This window comes from Acidovorax sp. KKS102, assembly GCF_000302535.1.
In the GTDB taxonomy this organism is placed as follows: Bacteria; Pseudomonadota; Gammaproteobacteria; order Burkholderiales; family Burkholderiaceae_C; genus Acidovorax.
The window spans coordinates 2580591-2596330 of record NC_018708.1; the positions used below are offsets into that span (position 1 = coordinate 2580591).

The 15740-nt window shown below is 63.1% G+C and carries 17 protein-coding genes; 9 read left to right on the forward strand and 8 right to left on the reverse strand.

Annotated features, from left to right (window positions below; translation table 11 throughout):
- Nucleotides 1-10: 10 nt before the first annotated feature.
- The 3 genes from modC to modA are packed head-to-tail and all read right to left on the reverse strand — an operon-like array spanning nt 11 to nt 2585.
- Entirely contained in the window at nt 11-1099 is a 1089-nt protein-coding gene (gene modC / locus C380_RS11830) for a molybdenum ABC transporter ATP-binding protein (RefSeq protein WP_015014087.1), read from the reverse strand.
- Nucleotides 1096-1779 carry a molybdate ABC transporter permease subunit gene (modB, locus tag C380_RS11835; RefSeq protein ID WP_015014088.1) on the reverse strand — a complete coding sequence of 228 codons (684 nt, stop codon included), beginning with the start codon at nt 1777-1779 and terminating at the stop codon, nt 1096-1098. The genes modC and modB overlap by 4 nt, the downstream gene beginning before the upstream one ends.
- 38 nt (nt 1780-1817) lie before the next feature.
- Nucleotides 1818-2585, reverse strand: coding sequence for a molybdate ABC transporter substrate-binding protein (gene modA / locus C380_RS11840; protein WP_043565361.1), 768 nt, complete (start codon nt 2583-2585; stop codon nt 1818-1820).
- Nucleotides 2586-2680: 95 nt separating this feature from the next.
- Between modA and C380_RS11845 the strand changes: the two genes are divergently transcribed.
- A complete protein-coding gene (locus tag C380_RS11845) occupies nt 2681-3433 on the forward strand; it encodes a TOBE domain-containing protein (RefSeq protein ID WP_015014090.1) in 753 nt (250 codons plus the stop codon).
- A 52-nt stretch (nt 3434-3485) separates the two neighbouring features.
- On the opposite strand, the gene C380_RS11850 is transcribed toward C380_RS11845, so the two are convergent.
- Entirely contained in the window at nt 3486-3821 is a 336-nt protein-coding gene (locus C380_RS11850) for a DUF2845 domain-containing protein (protein WP_238544098.1), read from the reverse strand.
- 199 nt (nt 3822-4020) lie between these two features.
- Between C380_RS11850 and C380_RS11855 the strand changes: the two genes are divergently transcribed.
- The 5 genes from C380_RS11855 to C380_RS11875 all read left to right on the forward strand — a co-directional run bounded on the left by C380_RS11855 (nt 4021) and on the right by C380_RS11875 (nt 9138).
- Nucleotides 4021-4755, forward strand: coding sequence for a response regulator transcription factor (locus tag C380_RS11855; RefSeq protein ID WP_015014092.1), 735 nt, complete (start codon nt 4021-4023; stop codon nt 4753-4755).
- Nucleotides 4752-6149, forward strand: a complete 1398-nt coding sequence (locus tag C380_RS11860; RefSeq protein WP_015014093.1) for an ATP-binding protein — start codon at nt 4752-4754, stop codon at nt 6147-6149. The genes C380_RS11855 and C380_RS11860 overlap by 4 nt, the downstream gene beginning before the upstream one ends.
- 1 nt (nt 6150) lies before the next feature.
- Nucleotides 6151-7251 carry an ABC transporter ATP-binding protein gene (locus C380_RS11865; protein ID WP_015014094.1) on the forward strand — a complete coding sequence of 367 codons (1101 nt, stop codon included), beginning with the start codon at nt 6151-6153 and terminating at the stop codon, nt 7249-7251.
- A gap of 72 nt (nt 7252-7323) precedes the next feature.
- Nucleotides 7324-8028, forward strand: coding sequence for an HAD family hydrolase (locus C380_RS11870; protein ID WP_015014095.1), 705 nt, complete (start codon nt 7324-7326; stop codon nt 8026-8028).
- A gap of 153 nt (nt 8029-8181) precedes the next feature.
- A complete protein-coding gene (locus C380_RS11875) occupies nt 8182-9138 on the forward strand; it encodes an AEC family transporter (RefSeq protein ID WP_015014096.1) in 957 nt (318 codons plus the stop codon).
- Between the two features lie 48 nt (nt 9139-9186).
- Here C380_RS11875 and C380_RS11880 read toward each other — a convergent pair whose 3' ends face one another.
- Both C380_RS11880 and pdxH read right to left on the reverse strand, forming a co-directional pair.
- Complete coding sequence (locus C380_RS11880; RefSeq protein ID WP_148279954.1) at nt 9187-9612, reverse strand: hypothetical protein; 426 nt, start codon at nt 9610-9612, stop codon at nt 9187-9189.
- A gap of 44 nt (nt 9613-9656) precedes the next feature.
- Complete coding sequence (gene pdxH / locus C380_RS11885; protein ID WP_043565363.1) at nt 9657-10298, reverse strand: pyridoxamine 5'-phosphate oxidase; 642 nt, start codon at nt 10296-10298, stop codon at nt 9657-9659.
- Between the two features lie 116 nt (nt 10299-10414).
- Here pdxH and C380_RS11890 point away from each other — a divergent pair, with 116 nt between their 5' ends.
- From C380_RS11890 to C380_RS11900, 3 genes are all read left to right on the forward strand, one after another.
- Nucleotides 10415-10987 carry a TetR/AcrR family transcriptional regulator gene (locus tag C380_RS11890; RefSeq protein ID WP_015014099.1) on the forward strand — a complete coding sequence of 191 codons (573 nt, stop codon included), beginning with the start codon at nt 10415-10417 and terminating at the stop codon, nt 10985-10987.
- A gap of 146 nt (nt 10988-11133) precedes the next feature.
- Nucleotides 11134-11595, forward strand: coding sequence for a (2Fe-2S)-binding protein (locus C380_RS11895; protein ID WP_015014100.1), 462 nt, complete (start codon nt 11134-11136; stop codon nt 11593-11595).
- A gap of 15 nt (nt 11596-11610) precedes the next feature.
- Nucleotides 11611-13893: a xanthine dehydrogenase family protein molybdopterin-binding subunit gene (locus C380_RS11900; RefSeq protein ID WP_015014101.1), complete on the forward strand. Its 2283-nt coding sequence runs from the start codon at nt 11611-11613 to the stop codon at nt 13891-13893.
- A gap of 167 nt (nt 13894-14060) precedes the next feature.
- On the opposite strand, the gene C380_RS24990 is transcribed toward C380_RS11900, so the two are convergent.
- Entirely contained in the window at nt 14061-14561 is a 501-nt protein-coding gene (locus C380_RS24990) for a hypothetical protein (protein ID WP_148279955.1), read from the reverse strand.
- Nucleotides 14552-15694, reverse strand: coding sequence for an ATP/GTP-binding protein (locus C380_RS24470; protein WP_015014102.1), 1143 nt, complete (start codon nt 15692-15694; stop codon nt 14552-14554). The genes C380_RS24990 and C380_RS24470 overlap by 10 nt, the downstream gene beginning before the upstream one ends.
- Nucleotides 15695-15740: the final 46 nt, after the last annotated feature.

Below are 15740 nucleotides of genomic sequence, written 5' to 3' on the forward strand. Positions count from 1 at the left end.
AGTGGCTGGATCAGGGAACAATCGCCACCGATTTGACCTGGGCCCACACCGCGCTGCCGGGCGCCACGCCCAGCGCGTGCAAGGACCGGTGGGTGACCCGCGCCAGCAAAAATGACTCGCCACAGCGCAGCCGCACCAGCGCTTGCGAAGGGTGTGCGTCGGGTGCTATGGAGTCGATCACGCAGGGCAGGTGGTTCTGGATGCTGGTCTGCATGGGCTCCTGCACCGTCAGGCTCACGTCGCGGGCCAGCACCCGCAGCCGCACTGTCTGACCCACAGGCAGGCCGCTGTCGCGCAACCACATGGCGCCACCTGCAAAGCCCACACGCGCCAGATGCCAGGCTGTGTCTCGCTCCAGCACCTGGCCGCGCAGCAGCGCGCCCGCGTCGTCGCCCAGCACCACCGGCAGTTGCACGGACGACAGCACCTGGTCCACCGGCCCGGCGGCCTTCACCTGGCCACCCTCCAGCACCACCAGGTGGTCGGCCAGCCGCGCCAGCTCGTCGGCGGAGTGCGTGACATACAGCATGGGGATGTGCAGCTCATCGCGCAGGCGCTCCAGCCAGGGCATGATCTCCTGGCGCCGCGCCAGGTCGAGAGCGGCCATGGGTTCGTCCAGCAGCAGCAGGCGGGGGGAGGTTGCCAGGGCACGGGCAATGGCCACCCGCTGGCGTTCGCCGCCCGAGAGCTGACCCGGCCGGCGTTGCAGCAGGCGACTGATGCCGAGCAGCTCGATGGCGGCCTGCAGCGTGGCCGCAGCCTGCGCAGACCGGGCGCGTTTCAGGCCATACCGCAGGTTGCCCAGCACGTTGAGGTGCTCGAACAGGCTGGCCTCCTGGAACACATAGCCCAGCGCCCGCTGGTGCGTGGGCAGAAACACCTGGGCGGCATCGTCTTGCCACACCTCGCCGGCCACGGCCACCAGGCCAGGGCGTGCGCGCTCCAGCCCCGCCACACACCGCAGAACGCTGGTCTTGCCCGAGCCCGATGCGCCGAACAGCACCGTGATGCCGCTGCCGGGCAGGTGCAGGTCCACGTCCAGTTCAAAGTCGGCACGCGGCAGCGCGAGCCGGATGCGCAGGTCGCCGGGCGCACTCATGGCAGCACCCGCGAGCCACGGTTCTTGAGCAGCGCCAGACACAGCAGCACCACGAACGAGAACAGCACCATGCCGCCCGCCAGCCAGTGCGCCTGGGCGTATTCCATGGCCTCCACATGGCCGTAGATCTGGGTGGAGACCACCCGTGTCTTGCCCGGGATGTTGCCGCCAATCATCAGCACCACGCCAAACTCCCCCACCGTGTGGGCAAAACTCAGGATGGCTGCGGTGAGCAGGCCGGTGCGGGCCTGCGGCAAAGCCACCGTGAAAAACGCATCCACCGGGCTGGCTCGCAGGGTGGCGGCCACTTCCATCGGGCGGCGGCCCATGGACTCGAAAGCGTGCTGCAGCGGCTGCACCGCAAACGGCATCGAAAACACCACCGAGCCAATCACCAACCCGGTAAAAGTGAACGACAGCAGACCCCAGCCCATGGCCTGCGTGAACTGCCCCAGCGGCCCGGCGGGCCCCATGGCCACCAGCAAGTAAAAGCCAAGCACCGAGGGAGGCAGCACCAGCGGCAGGGTCACGAAGGCGCCCACCGGCCCCTTCCACCAGGACTGCGTTTGCGACAGCCACCAGGCCAGCGGCGTGGCGATCAGCAGCAGCACGAGGGTGGTGAGGGTGGCGAGCTGCAGGGTCAGCCAGACGGCTTGCAGTGCTTCAGGGCCCAGGGGCATGGAGGAAAACGGCGGTGGCGGGGATGGGTGTGAGTATCTCAGTGCTCGTAGCCAAAGCCACGGATCACCGCCCGCGCCTTGTCACCCTTGAGGTATTGCAGCAACGCGGCCGCCGCGGCGTTGCCCTGGCCCTTGTTCAGCAGCACGGCGTCCTGGCGCAGAGGGGAGTAGAGCGTTGCAGGGACAGCCCACACCGAGCCCTCCACCAGGCGGCCATCGGCCATCACCTGCGACAGGGCGACAAAACCGAGCTGGGCATTCTGGGTCGCGACAAACTGATGGGTCTGGGCAATGTTCTCACCCTGCACAAACTTGGGTCGCAGGGTGTTCAGCACGCCCAGTTGGGTCATCACTTCCACCGCGGCAGCTCCATAGGGGGCGAGCTTGGGGTCGGCCACTGCGATCTTGTCGAAGGTGCCGGATTTGAGCACCTGGCCCTGTGCATCCACCAGGCCGGGCTGCTTGCTCCACAGCGCCAGCTTGCCAATGGCGTAGGTAAAGCGGCTGGCATCGACCGCCAGGCCTTCCTTAGCGAGCTTGGCCGGGGTTTCATCGTCGGCGGACAGCAGCAGGTCAAACGGCGCGCCGTTCTTGATCTGCGCATAGAACCGCCCTGTAGAGCCAAAAGCCAGCGTGGCCTTGTGGCCGGTGTCCTGCTCGAACAGGCTGGCAATCTTTTGCATGGGGGCCGTGAAGTTGGCCGCCACGGCCACCCACACCTCGCCCGCATGGGCTGAAAACGCCATCGCCAAGGAGGTGGCCAGGGACAACAGAAAACGTTTCACGGTAACCTCGCTATTCTTCATTGGAATAGCGAGACTGTAGCATAGCCGCCGCTGCGTTATTCCACTGATGAACAGCGGTACTGCAAACGCCGGCATCGTGCAGTTAACATGCCCGCATGAGCAATTCTTCCCTGCCCCTGGCCGATGTGCTGGGCCACGAGGCCACGGACAAACGCATCGACATCCTGCGCCGCATCGTCGAGGTGGGCTCCATTTCCGAGGCTGCGCGGGGTGCGGGCGTGAGCTACAAGGCCGCCTGGCAGGCGCTGGAGACGCTGACCAACCTGGCCGGGGTGCCACTGGTCGAGAAGGTGGTGGGCGGCACCGGCGGCGGAGGGGCCGCGCTGACCCCGGCAGGCCAGCGGGTGCTGCAGGCCGCCCATGCGCTGGCCGCTGCGCGCCAGCAGGTGCTGAGCCGACTGCACAGCGACGACGATGCGGCGACGGGCCGCGCCGCACTGGCGCTGCGCACCAGCATGCGCAACCAGTTTCCTTGCACCGTGGGCAAGTTGCGGGCCGTGGGCGGGCAGGTGCGTGTGCAGCTGCTGCTGGCGGATGGGCAGGCGCTGCACGCATCCATCACCCGGGTCAGCGCACAGTTGTTGGGTTTGAAGGCCGGGCTGGGTGTGCTGGCGCTGTGCAAGGCAACAGCGGTTCAGGTGGCACCGGACCGGGCCAGTCCCGCAGGCAATGCCATGGCCGGGGTGGTGCGGAGCGTGGCGCGGGGCGCCGCCCCCGAGGTGGTGCTGCAACTGCCCAGTGGCATCCAGCTGGTGGGCTTTGCCGCCGCAGGCACCAAGGCTCGAGCGGGCCAACAAGCCACGGCGGTTTTTGACGAATCCAGCATCGTCATCGCCGCGACTTCTTGAGGGTTGAGCGGCTTCCTGGAAATATGACAGGCAGGAGGGCCAGCGGCCCCCGCTACCGGCTGCGGTCGCCGTCGCGCACAGATTCGATGGCGCCGTTGTAGATGCGAACCACCCCCAGAAAGGTGCCAGGCCCCCGGTCGTACGTCCACTCTTCCATGGGCACACACTGGTTGGCCAGCACCGCTGCGGGGCTGCCGGGGCGATAGGGGGTCACCACCCAGCCCAGCTGCAGCATGGAAACGCACACGCCCTGGCGGTAGATGGGGTCACCACATTTCTGCAGCAGCGTCACGGGAGAGTCGCCTTTGCCCACCAGTGATCCATTGCAGCGCAGGGACTGCGATGCCTGGGCCGGCAGCACCGTGCACATGGCCAGTGCGGTTGCCACCAACTGCAAGTTCCTTCGATAAAGGCCTGGCAGCGCTGTCTGGTTCCGGAGGTATCTCATTGAGGCGGTTTCGAAAATACTGCGCATTACTGTACAGCGCACAGCCGTGGAGGGGTGTGCACCGCCTTTCGCTTCGCTTTCATCGCCTGTCCGTAGAAGCACAGTGGCCCCAGCCCGCCACAGGCGGCATGATCGGGGGATGAAACTGCTGTTGGTCGAGGACGATTTTGATCTGGCTGGCGCCCTGAGCCGCAGCCTGGTGGCGCGTGGGTTCGAGGTGTTGTGCTGTGCCGATGGCAAGGAGGCACTGGCGGCAGCGCGGCGCACCGCGTTTGACGTAATCACGCTCGACCTGTCGCTGCCGGGCCTGGACGGGCTGGAGGTGCTGCGGCGCCTGCGCGATGGCGGCAGCACCACGCCGGTACTGGCATTGACGGCCCGCGCTGCCGTCACAGACCGAGTGGCCGGGCTGGAGGCCGGGGCCGATGACTACCTGGCCAAGCCTTTTGACCTGGACGAACTGGTGGCGCGGCTGCGGGCCCTCACGCGCCGCGTGGGCCGCGACGGGCAGTTGCGCTGCGGGGCGCTGTACCGCGAGCCGGGCAGCGGCGTGTTCTACAACGATGCCTTGCCGCTGGAGCTGTCGCAGCGGGAGTCCGAATTGCTGCGGCTGCTGATGTCACGCGTGGATCGGGTGGTCAGCAAGGAAGAGCTGCGCACCCAGGTGTTTGCCAACACCGATGAGCAGGTGCAAGCCGATGCGGTGGAAGTGGTGGTGCACCGGCTGCGCAAAAAGCTGGTGGGCACCAACGCTGAGATCGTGACCTTGCGCGGCGTGGGCTACCTGCTGTGCGACGCCGACAGCATGGCCGCCTACAAGACGGACAAAGCCGAAAAATCCGAGAAATCCGAAAAAGGCGGGGTGGCCCGGTGACGCTGCGCTGGTGGCAGCGCAGGCCCTGGCGGCCGCGTGGCGGCTCGTTGCAGCGGTTGCTGCTGGTGGGCTGGCTGGTGCCGCTGTGGGCGCTGGTGGCCGTGATCTGCGCGGTGCAATGGGCCTACCAGGCGCAGCAGGACGCCGCTGCCCAGGACGAGGCCCTGCGCCAGGCGCTGGCGCATTGGCCTGCAGATCTATCAGTAGACCCGGCCACATCGTTGCCTGCCCAGCCAGCGCCCGGCGTCTGGTACCGCGAGAGCAATCTGGACGGCGAACGCCTGGCGGGCAGCGCTGACCTTCCGCGTGTGCCCCCCACCGAGGCAGTACGTGACCCGGGTGCCGTGCACTTTTACCTGGCGCAAGTGGGCGACCGGCTGGTGCGGGTGGCTGTGACCCTGTACCAGCCCACCGTGGCGAATGGCGGGCAATCCGCAGCTGCGCCCGTGGTGCGACAGGTGGCACGCCCGTTGGGCGAGCGCCTGCCGGGTGCGCGCAGCCTGCTGGGCGGTGGCTCGGGCCTGTGGTGGGTGCTTCTGCTGGCACTGGCGATGACCGCCGTGGCGGTGCTGCTGGCGCGGGCGGCGTCGGGATGGCTGCAGCATGCCGATGTGTCGCTGATGCGGCCGCTGAGCACCGACGCTGCGGTCACGGCAGAGCGCATCTACGAAGGCCCGTCAGAACTCGCGCCCGCCGTGCAGCATTTTGCCGAGCTGCAACGCAGCCAGAGCCGCTGGATCGAGGAGCAGCGGCGCTTTCTGGCCGATGCCACCCACCAGCTGCGTACCCCTATGGCCGTGCTGCGCACCCAGCTGCAGGCCGCCATGGCAGGCGACATGCTGGTAGGCGATGCGCTGCAGCAGATGCTGCACACCGTGGACCGCGCCTCGGGCCTGGCCAACCAGTTGCTCAGCCTGAGCAAGGTGGAGCAGCTCAAGCGCATGGGCGAGCTGCCCAGCGTGGACCTGAACGCGATTGCCCGCGAGGCCGTGATGGAGCTGGCCCCGCTGATTGCGGCCAAGCGGCTTGACTTTGCGCTGGAGGGCCCCGACACGCTGTGGGCACCCGGCGACGCGGCGCTGCTGGGCGAGCTGATGCGCAACCTGCTGGCCAACGCCATCCACCACACGCCCGTCCACGGGCGGCTGGGGGTGCTGCTGCGCGACAGCACGGGGCGGCGAGAGGTGCTGGTGTGGGACGAGGGCCCCGGCATCGATGACGCTGTGCGGCAGCGATTGTTCCAGCCGTTTTCGGCCGGGCAGGGTGGGGTGGGGCTGGGGTTATCCATCTGCCGGCAGATTGCAGAGGCGATGGGCGCGCAGGTCACGCTGTTCAACCGCATGGACGCGGGGCAGGTCATCGGCGTGGATGCCGTCGTGGCCTGGGAAGAATGAGATGCCCGTGACGCCCCCCTCCGAGACACCTGCCGCGCATGGCATCGAGTTCCGGGATGTCAGCAAGCGGTACGGCTCATCGCCCGACGCTCCGCTGGTGGTGGACCACATCAGCTTCAGCGTGCCGCGCGGCACGCTTACCACCATCCTCGGGCCATCGGGCTGCGGCAAGACGACCACGCTGCGCCTGATTGCCGGGCTCGAATCACCCACATCGGGCCGTATCTTTATCGACGGGCAGGATGTGACCCCCCTCGGCCCTGCGCAGCGCAATGTGAGCCTGGTGTTCCAGAACTACGCGCTGTTTCCGCACATGAATGTCATCGATAACGTGGTCTACGGCCTGCATTTGTCGGGACTGGGCAGGCAGCAGGTGCGCGACAAGGCGCGTGCCATGCTCAACACCGTGGGCCTGCATGGCCTGGACCAGCGCAGGCCGCACGAGCTGTCGGGCGGGCAGCAGCAGCGCGTGGCGCTGGCCCGCGCGCTGGCGCTGGAGCCCGCCGTGCTGCTGTTCGACGAACCCCTGTCCAACCTGGATGCCCGCCTGCGCCGCGCCATGCGCGAGGAGATTCGCGCCCTGCAGCAGCGCCTGAAGCTCACTGTGGCCTATGTCACCCACGACCAGTCCGAAGCGCTCGCCGTCAGCGACCAGATCGTGGTGATGGACCGGGGCGCCATCGCCCAAAGCGGCGCGCCCAGCGCGCTGTACGAGCAACCGACCTCCGAGTTTGTGGCCGGTTTCATGGGCGAGGCCATGCTGTTCGCAGCCCAGAACCACGCGCCCAGCCCGGGCAGCACCGCAGACACCGGGTATGCGCAGCTGGGCCCGCTGCGCGTACCGTCACCCGCCGCACTGCCTACAGGCCCGGTCAAGATCGCCGTGCGCCCGGAGGCCTGGGTGATTGGCCCGGCCACATCGGCAGGCCTTGCCGCGCGGGTCATCCGCTGCACCTACCTGGGCAGCGTCATGGAATACACGTTTGCCAGCGCCCTGGGCGCCATTTTTGTGGTGTCGCCCCTGGTGGAGTTGCCGCTGGATGTGGGTGCCCCGGTCAGCCTGACGCTGGCAGACCATGGCGTATCCGTGGTGGCTGGATAAGGCGCGCGGCATTTGCTTGGTATGCGCACTGCATGCACCACACCGCTTTGTTAACCCCCTTTTTGATGAGCCATGCCTCTGGACTACACCGTCGCTGTTTTTGACCTGGACAACTGCCTGATGGATGCGCGGGCGGTGGGCCCCTTGTTCGAGCCCGCGTTCGAGGCTGTGCGGCAGGCCAACCAGGGCGCGCTGAGCCCGCAGGCCCTGGACCAGGCGCTGCAGGCTTGCTGGTTCACTGCGTTCGACCTGGTGGCCCAGCGCCACCATTTCACTCCCGCGATGCGTGCGGCCGGGTGGCGGCAGTTCAGCCAGATGAAGGCCAGGCCGCCGCTGCAGGGCTATGCCGACATCGGCCTGCTGCCTCGCATTCCGTTGCGGCGCTACCTGGTCACCAGCGGCTTTCGGCGCCTGCAGAACAGCAAGATCGATGCACTGGGAATACGCCCCTGGTTCGAGCAAGTCCTCATCGACGCGATTGACGCACCACCCACTGGTGCCGGGCACGGCAAGCAGGCCCTCTTTGAACAGATCCTGACCAGCGAAGGTTGCACGCCCCGCCAGATGCTGGTGGTGGGCGACAACCCCTTGTCCGAGCTGGCGGCCGGGCGCGCGCTGGGGGCCACCACCGTCCAGACCGTGCGGCCGGGTGTCGAGCCCTGGCCTCTGGCAGACCACCGGGTGGAGGGGCTGCAAGGGCTGCTGGCTCTGCTCCCGGCGGACGCACCGCGCGCCGCAGCGGATACGCCCCCAGCGGGTGCAGGCCAGAGGACTTGAAAGGAATCGGCGCCAAGTGCTAGTGGAATATGCGCTGATAGCTATTCAAAATATAGCAAATTATCGGGGTGCACCAGACGCACCACGCAGAGTCGGCAGAGATCATGGGAGACAATCGGCGCCCACCCTTGCCGACCTGGCGCGCTTTTCTCCGTGAACTCTCCTGTCTTCACCTCGCTGATCCCCGTTATCCTGTTCATTGCCATCGGCTTTTATGTGGGGCGGCGCGGCTGGATACGTGCCGAGTCCGTCAAGGACCTGGCCAACCTCGTGTTCATGGTGCTCACGCCCGCGCTGCTGTTCCGCACCATGAGCACGGTACACCTGGAAGACCTCAACTTCGGCCCCGTGGGCATCTACTTTGTGGCGTTTGGTGTGGTCTATGCCGCCACGCTGGCGGTGCAGGGCTTCAACACGCTGGGCGCCGCGCGGGCGCTGGCCAACACCTTCAGCAACACGCTGATGATCGGCGTGCCGCTGGTGGGCCTGGTGTTTGGCGAGGCAGGGCTGGTCACGCTGTTCACGCTGATCTCGGTGCACTCGCTCATCCTGCTGACGGCTGCCACCGTGGTGTTCGAGCTGGCGGCCGCGCGCGAACATGCCGGGCGCCCGGGCGGGGTGCAGCAGCCCATGTGGCGCACCGTGCTGCAGGCCATCCGCAACGGCATCGTGCACCCCGTGCCGCTGCCCATCATCGCGGGCCTGCTGTTTGCGCAGACCGGGCTGGTGGTGCCCGAGGTGGTGGGCAAGCCCCTGCAACTGCTGGGCCAGGCGCTTGGGCCGATTGCGCTGTTGCTGGTGGGGGTGACGCTGGCATTCACCAAGGTCGGCCACCAGTTCAAGGCCGCGCTGCGCATTGCGCTGGTGAAATGTGTGGTGCACCCGCTGGTGCTAGCCAGCATGGGCTGGGCGCTGGGCCTGTCGGGCATGCCGCTGGCCGTGATGATCGTCGCAGCATCGCTGCCCGTGGGGGCCAACGTGTTTTTGTTCTCGCAGCGCTACCGCGTGGCAGAGGAAGAGGTGACGGCCAGCGTGGCGGTGTCCACCGCCATGGGGTTGGTGACCATGCCAGTGGTGATTTTGGCGGTCACGCGGTGGGTGGTGGGGTGATATCCGCAGCGGTGCGCAAGTCTTTCGTTCAGCAGCCTGTTTGATCGGCTAGGCATCGCTGTACAACCTGCAAATTCCTTCTTCGCGCGGCTCGTGCGCGATATGCAAAAGCAGCGTTGAACGTAGATCTGCAAACGGATGGTCTGCGAAGTGTTTGCAGAAATGCATGACCTCTTGCAAGGACTGATCCTCATGCCATGAGGTCAGCACAAAGCTCTCGTCCGGTATATCTCCATGATCAAACTGGCTGATATTGGCCCAGTCCACAGAGTCGTCCCAGGAACTGCTGCCAAGACCCCAGGCCATCATTTGTAGACATCCTGAACTTACCAGCCAGTCGCTCACAGTGTTCTGCCAGAGCGCAGACACTTCCAACTCAATCACGACGATGGCGCGAAAGCTCCCCAGAGAAAGCTGGGGCAGCTCAGACTCCGGGTTGAGACAAAGGTAAACGACTTCGGATGTGGAATCCACTTGGTTACCCATTGGTAAGGCTCACGCAGGGCGGCCAGCAGTGTTCAGGGCGCCAGCCGCTCCCGCACCCATTCGCCCGAGTCCAGCCGGTAGCGCAGCCGGTCATGCAGCCGGCTCTTGCGCCCCTGCCAGAACTCCCACTGGTCTGGCTTGAGGCGGTAGCCGCCCCAGTGCGGCGGGCGGGGCGGTTTCAGCATGAATTGCGCACCGTACTTGGCCGCATTGGCCACCAGCACGCTGCGGCCTGAAATGACCTGGCTTTGCGGACTGGCCCAGGCGCCGATGCGGGAGTCGAGCGGGCGGCTGTGGAAGTATTCGTCGCTTTCCTCGTCGCTGACCTTCTCCACCACGCCTTCGATGCGCACTACACGCTCCAACTCCACCCAGTGGAACTGCAGGGCGGCATAAGGGTTGCCGGCAATCTGGCGGCCCTTGCGGCTGTCGTAGTTGGTAAACCAGACGATGCCGCGCTCGTCATAGCCCTTGATGAGCACGATGCGCGTGCTGGGGCGCAGGTCGCTGCCCACGGTGGCCAGTGTCATGGCGTTGGGCTCGGGCACTTCGGCGCTGATGGCTTCCTTGAGCCATTGGTCAAACTGCTGCAGGGGGGCAGCGTGCGAGGCGTCTTCGTTGAGTTCGGCGCGCTCGTAGCTCTTGCGGAGGTCGGCGATGGAGTTCGTGGTCATGGCCACGATTGTGCATCCCTCGTACCATGGCTCTTTGCGTTAGGGCAGGGCGCCGTAGTCATGCGCACGGGCTTTGGTAGTGGTCGAATTTGTGTTCGCTTATATTCCTGATTCCGATGAAACCCAAAGACGACGAAAAACAGCGCGCCATTGCCCAGGCCACCTTTGAACTGGTGGCCCAGCGGGGCCTGAGCGGCCTGACCCTGGCCGACATTGCCCGGGCAGCGGGCGTGGCCACCAGCACGCTGTACGTGTACTACCCGTCCAAGGACGAACTCATCAGCCAGCTGTACCAGGACGCCAAGACCGTCACCGCCGCTCGCATCATGGACGGCATAGAACCTGGCATGCCCTACCGCGCACGGGTGCGCCGCGCCTGGGGCAACCTGCTGCGGCACCGGCTGGACCAGTATGCCGAGGTGGTGTTCCAGGAGCAGTACTACAACTCGCCCTGGTTCACCCAGGGCAACCGCGAATTTTCGACCCGGCTGATGGCAGGCTTTTTTGCGCTGATGGAGGAAGGCCAGCAGCAGGAGATCCTCAAAGCCGTGCCCATTCCGCTGCTCACGGCCAGCCTGGTGGGCTCGGTGCGGGAGACCGGCAACCTGATCCGCACCCAGGTGCTGCCCGATGACGAGGCCGTGCACCAAATGGCGTTTGGGCTGTGCTGGGATGCCATCAAGGCGTAAATCGGGTCGCTGCAAAAACTTGGCTTTTGCGGTTTAATCGAATAGTTATTCTCTTAAAACAACGAAGCGGCTCGACCTCTGCCCACGCCGCCCTACCGATTGCGCTGTGCTTTTGAGCGCTGACCTTCACCCCAAGGAGTTCCACGATGCCCACCCTCAATATCAACGGCAAAGACACGGCCGTGGATGCCGACGAATCCACCCCCATCCTCTGGGCCCTGCGCGACACGCTGGGCATGACCGGCACCAAGTTTGGCTGCGGCCAGGCGTTGTGCGGCGCGTGCACCGTGCACCTGAACGGCGCGCCGGTGCGGTCCTGCATCACGCCCATCTCGGCGGCAGCGGGACAGAAGATCACCACCATTGAAGCCATTGCCGCCGACGACAAGGTGGGCAAGGCCGTGCACGCTGCCTGGGTCAAGCACGACGTGGCCCAGTGCGGCTACTGCCAGAGCGGCCAGATCATGAGCGCCACCGCGCTGCTCAAGGGCAAGAAAAAGCCCACCGATGCCGACATCGACGCTGCCATGGCCGGCAACGTGTGCCGCTGCGGCACCTACGTGCGCATCCGCGCCGCCATCCACGACGCTGCCAAGACCCTGGCCTGATTGAAGGAGATCACCATGCACTTCGAACCCCATGCCCTGCAGGGCCAGGCACAGCATTTCATGCCAAAACACCTCCAAGCGATAGTGGATAAAGCGCAAGGCGCTATCAATTCGGAAGCATTGAATGCGTCGGACGGCGTGGCACGCCGTACCTTCCTCAAGGTGTCTGCGGCCTCGGGCTTTGCGCTGGGCGCGTTTCCGCTGGTGTCTGCTGTGCAGGGCGCGGCGGCTGCGGCACCCACAGGCCTCAAGCCGCACGAGCAGCCCTCGGCCTTTGTGCGCATTGATGCCGATGGCACCGTCACCGTCACCATCAACCGGCTGGACTTTGGCCAGGGCGTGCAAACCGGCCTGCCCATGATCCTGGCCGAGGAACTGGATGCCGACTGGAGCAAGGTGCGCAGCGTGCACGGCGACGCCAACCCGGCTTATGCCGACCCCGCGTTCGGCATGCACCTCACGGGCGGCTCCAACTCCATCAAAAACTCGTACACCCAGTACCGCGAACTGGGCGCACGCACCCGGGCCATGCTGGTCGGGGCGGCTGCCGCGCAATGGGGTGTGGACGCGTCGGCCCTTCGCACCAGCAACGGCTTCGTCGTGGGCCCCGGCGGCAAGAAGCTGGGCTACGGCCAGTTGGCCGAAGCCGCCATGAAGCAGCCCGTGCCTGAAAAAGTCACCTTGAAGGACCCCAAGCAGTTCCGCCTGATCGGCAAGCCCACCGGGCGCCTGGATGCCAAGGCCAAGTCGAGCGGCCAGCAGGACTACGGCATTGACGTACGCCTGCCCGGCATGCTGACGGCCGTGGTGGCCCGCCCGCCCGTGTTTGGCGCCAAGGTGAAGTCGCTGGACGACAGCGCCGCCAAAGCCATCAAAGGCGTGAAGGCCGTGCTGCGCGTGCCCACCGACCGGGGCGGGGAGGGTATTGCCATCGTGGCCGACGGCTACTGGCCTGCCAAGCAGGGGCGCGATGCGCTGAAGGTGGAATGGGACACTAGCGCGGTGACCAAGCCCGACACCACTGCGCTGCTGGCGCAATACCGCGAACTGGCCGCCAAGCCCGGCAACGTGGCCATGCAGGCCGACATGGCGCCGTTGGCAGGCGCAGCGCACAAGATCAGCGCCGAATTCGTCTTCCCCTACCTGGCGCACGCGCCCATGGAGCCGCTCAACTGCACCGTGAAACTGGACGGCGACAAAGCCGAACTCTGGATGGGCACGCAAATGCCCGGCCTGGACGCGATGGCCGCCGCCAAAACGCTGGGTCTGCAGCCGCAAAACGTGAAGGTGAACACCCAGATGGCCGGTGGCGGCTTTGGCCGCCGTGCCATCCCTACCAGCGACTACGTGGTGGAAGCCTGCGGCGTGGCCAAGGCCGCGCGCACCGCAGGCATCACCGCGCCCGTGCGCACGCTGTGGAGCCGCGAGGACGACATCAAGGGCGGCTACTACCGCCCCATGCACGTGCACCGCGCCGAGATCGGCTTTGACGCCAAGGGCAAGATCCTGGCGTGGGACCACACCATCGTCGGCCAGTCCATCACCAAGGGCTCACCGTTCGAGGCCTTCATGATCAAGAACGGCATTGACGCCACGGCCATCGAAGGCATGAAAGAGCCCTACGACGTGCCCATGAAGCTGTCGGTGCACCACCCGGACGTGAACGTGCCGGTGCTGTGGTGGCGCAGCGTGGGCTCCACCCACACGGCCTACGCCATGGAGACATTGATCGACGAAGTGGCCCGCACCACCAAGCAGGACCCGGTGGCCTACCGCCTGGCCTTGATGGGCGACAAGCACCCGCGCCACAAGGCGGCGCTGCAACTTGCCGTCGCCCAGTCGGGCTACGGCAAGAAGAAGCTGGCCGCTGGTCGCGCCTGGGGCGTGGCGGTGCACGAATCGTTCGAGTCGGTGGTGGCCTATGTGGTCGAGGCGTCCGTCAAAGACGGCACGCCCAAGCTGCACAGCATCACCGCCGGCGTGCATTGCAACCTGGTGGTCAACCCCAAGAGCGTGGAAGCCCAGGTGCAAGGCGCCGCATTGATGGGGCTGGGCACCTGCCTGCCCGGTGCCGCCATCACGCTCAAGGACGGTGTTGTGGAGCAGAGTAACTTCGGCGACTACGCCGTGCCCCGCATCACCGACATGCCTCAGGTGACCGTGCACATCGTGCCCAGCGCCGATCCGCCGAAGGGCATGGGTGAACCCGGCCTGCCTCCGCTGGCACCGGCGTTTGCGAATGCGGTAGCGCGGTTGACGGGGAAGACGCCGAGGGAGTTGCCGTTTAAGTTGGGCTGACTCTGTAGTGGAAGTCGGCTATGCAGCCTTCTTCCCATTCAAGCAAAATTTTTATCAATGCGCCAAATTAATCAGAAAATAAATCGGCTCAATAATTTTAAATAAAAAATCAGCATTGCCTCTCGCGCAAAATCGATTTCGCATGCTGGACAAAACTACCAAATTCGTTACCTTTTTTCGATTTTGTAGAACCGATGACTCGGATCAAGAAAAACGACATAAAAAGTATTTGAATCGAAGGCGTATCCACAGCTATTTTGCTCTTTGCCATGCAGGTTAGCAGGCAATGTAAACCCTACTAGGCGCATAGCCTGTTCCAGCCTAAAACGCCCCCACTCAACCTCGTGGGGAACGTGGGGAGGATGCTTAAAATCACTAGAAGCGGGGAAGCTTCCGTAGGTTGCCAGCACGCTCCCAGAAGCGCCAACGGGAGATTTTCTCCAATGATCTAGAGATTCTTTTGTGTAATATTTTAACTTGTTGAATAGCTTTGTTTGCTGATCCGAAGTCCAATCACAAAAATCTTGACCAGCAGGCTGGATATCGAAATATGCAAAATTAAATTTACACTTTTCTGCCAGCGAATTACCTGCCGACTCTAGACTGGTCGTCGGAATTTGGCTTAAAAAAGATTCCTTTGCATAATTTCTATATTTCTTCATACGCAAGGAACCCCCCCAATTTTTTTATCTCTATAAAGAGGTGATATTGGGCGGTCATTTCGAATAAGGTCTCCTGCAATTTCGTCCAATCGGTATGCAAAGCTTTCGTTGTTTACTTTGTTTACCAAATAAGATCTGTATTTACCAAGATTGTTTAGTATTTCAGTATCGTGCGTTGTGAAAAGTAGTTGCGCATGGTTTGGGTTTTTCTCCGGATCTGTAAACAGCTCAAGAATTTTTGGCAAAATTTGAGGATGCAAATGCACATCAAATTCATCAACCACGGCAACCCCCCCCAGCTCCAATGTGGCAATGTACATTGGGAGATATCTGAATAGTAGTTTTGTGCCGCTGGATTCAAAATGTTGAGCCACCGGATGCTCCGATTCATCATGCTTGTGAATAAATATCGGACTAAATTCTTTCTTCCCAGTTGTTGGGTTTTGAGTTTCAATAATTTTAACTGCAGAAAGACCCACGTCACATTCTTGCAGAAATCTGTTGACACGAGATAGCATATCTACACTTTTTGCCAAAAGCTCTGAAATCGTAGCTATGCTTACTTGTCGCTCTCGGTATCCGGATGTGTTTACATTGGATGGAAAATCGCTAAAGTACTCGGCTATGTTTAGTATTTCTTTTATTTCATACTGCCTTGCGGTCGATATCAATGAGGCGTTAGATCTTAGTCTAACGCCTTTTATTGCTGAATATTTTTTTGAGGCGTAAATAATTTCATTATTAATTCGCTCAATAATTTTAACTCGCTTGGAGATTTTGCTGTACAAAACCTCACTCAACACTTTTTCTTGCGTGCAGGAAAGTTCGTAGTTATAAATCACGCCTTGGAGCATGAACTCCACATAGAATTCAGATGGATCTTTAGAATTAAAAAATGGAAAAATTGGAATCGGTGCATCGATTTCTTGAGAGAATGATTGATGCGCAAAGCTCGATATAAAAGCCAGAGCCTTCAAAATTTGAGTTTTCCCTGATCCGTTAGCACCTTTAATGCCTACAACCGTTGAGAACGGCTTTCCAAGAGAGATCGAGTGTGGGCAGTTCGCATCCAATCTAAATGAAATAGATGCGCCCTCTCGGAAGGAGTAGAAATTTCGAAAACCAAATTCGAGCAGCACTTTTTCTCCAATTCATTGATTCCGTCAAATTTGACGGAAGTTGTAG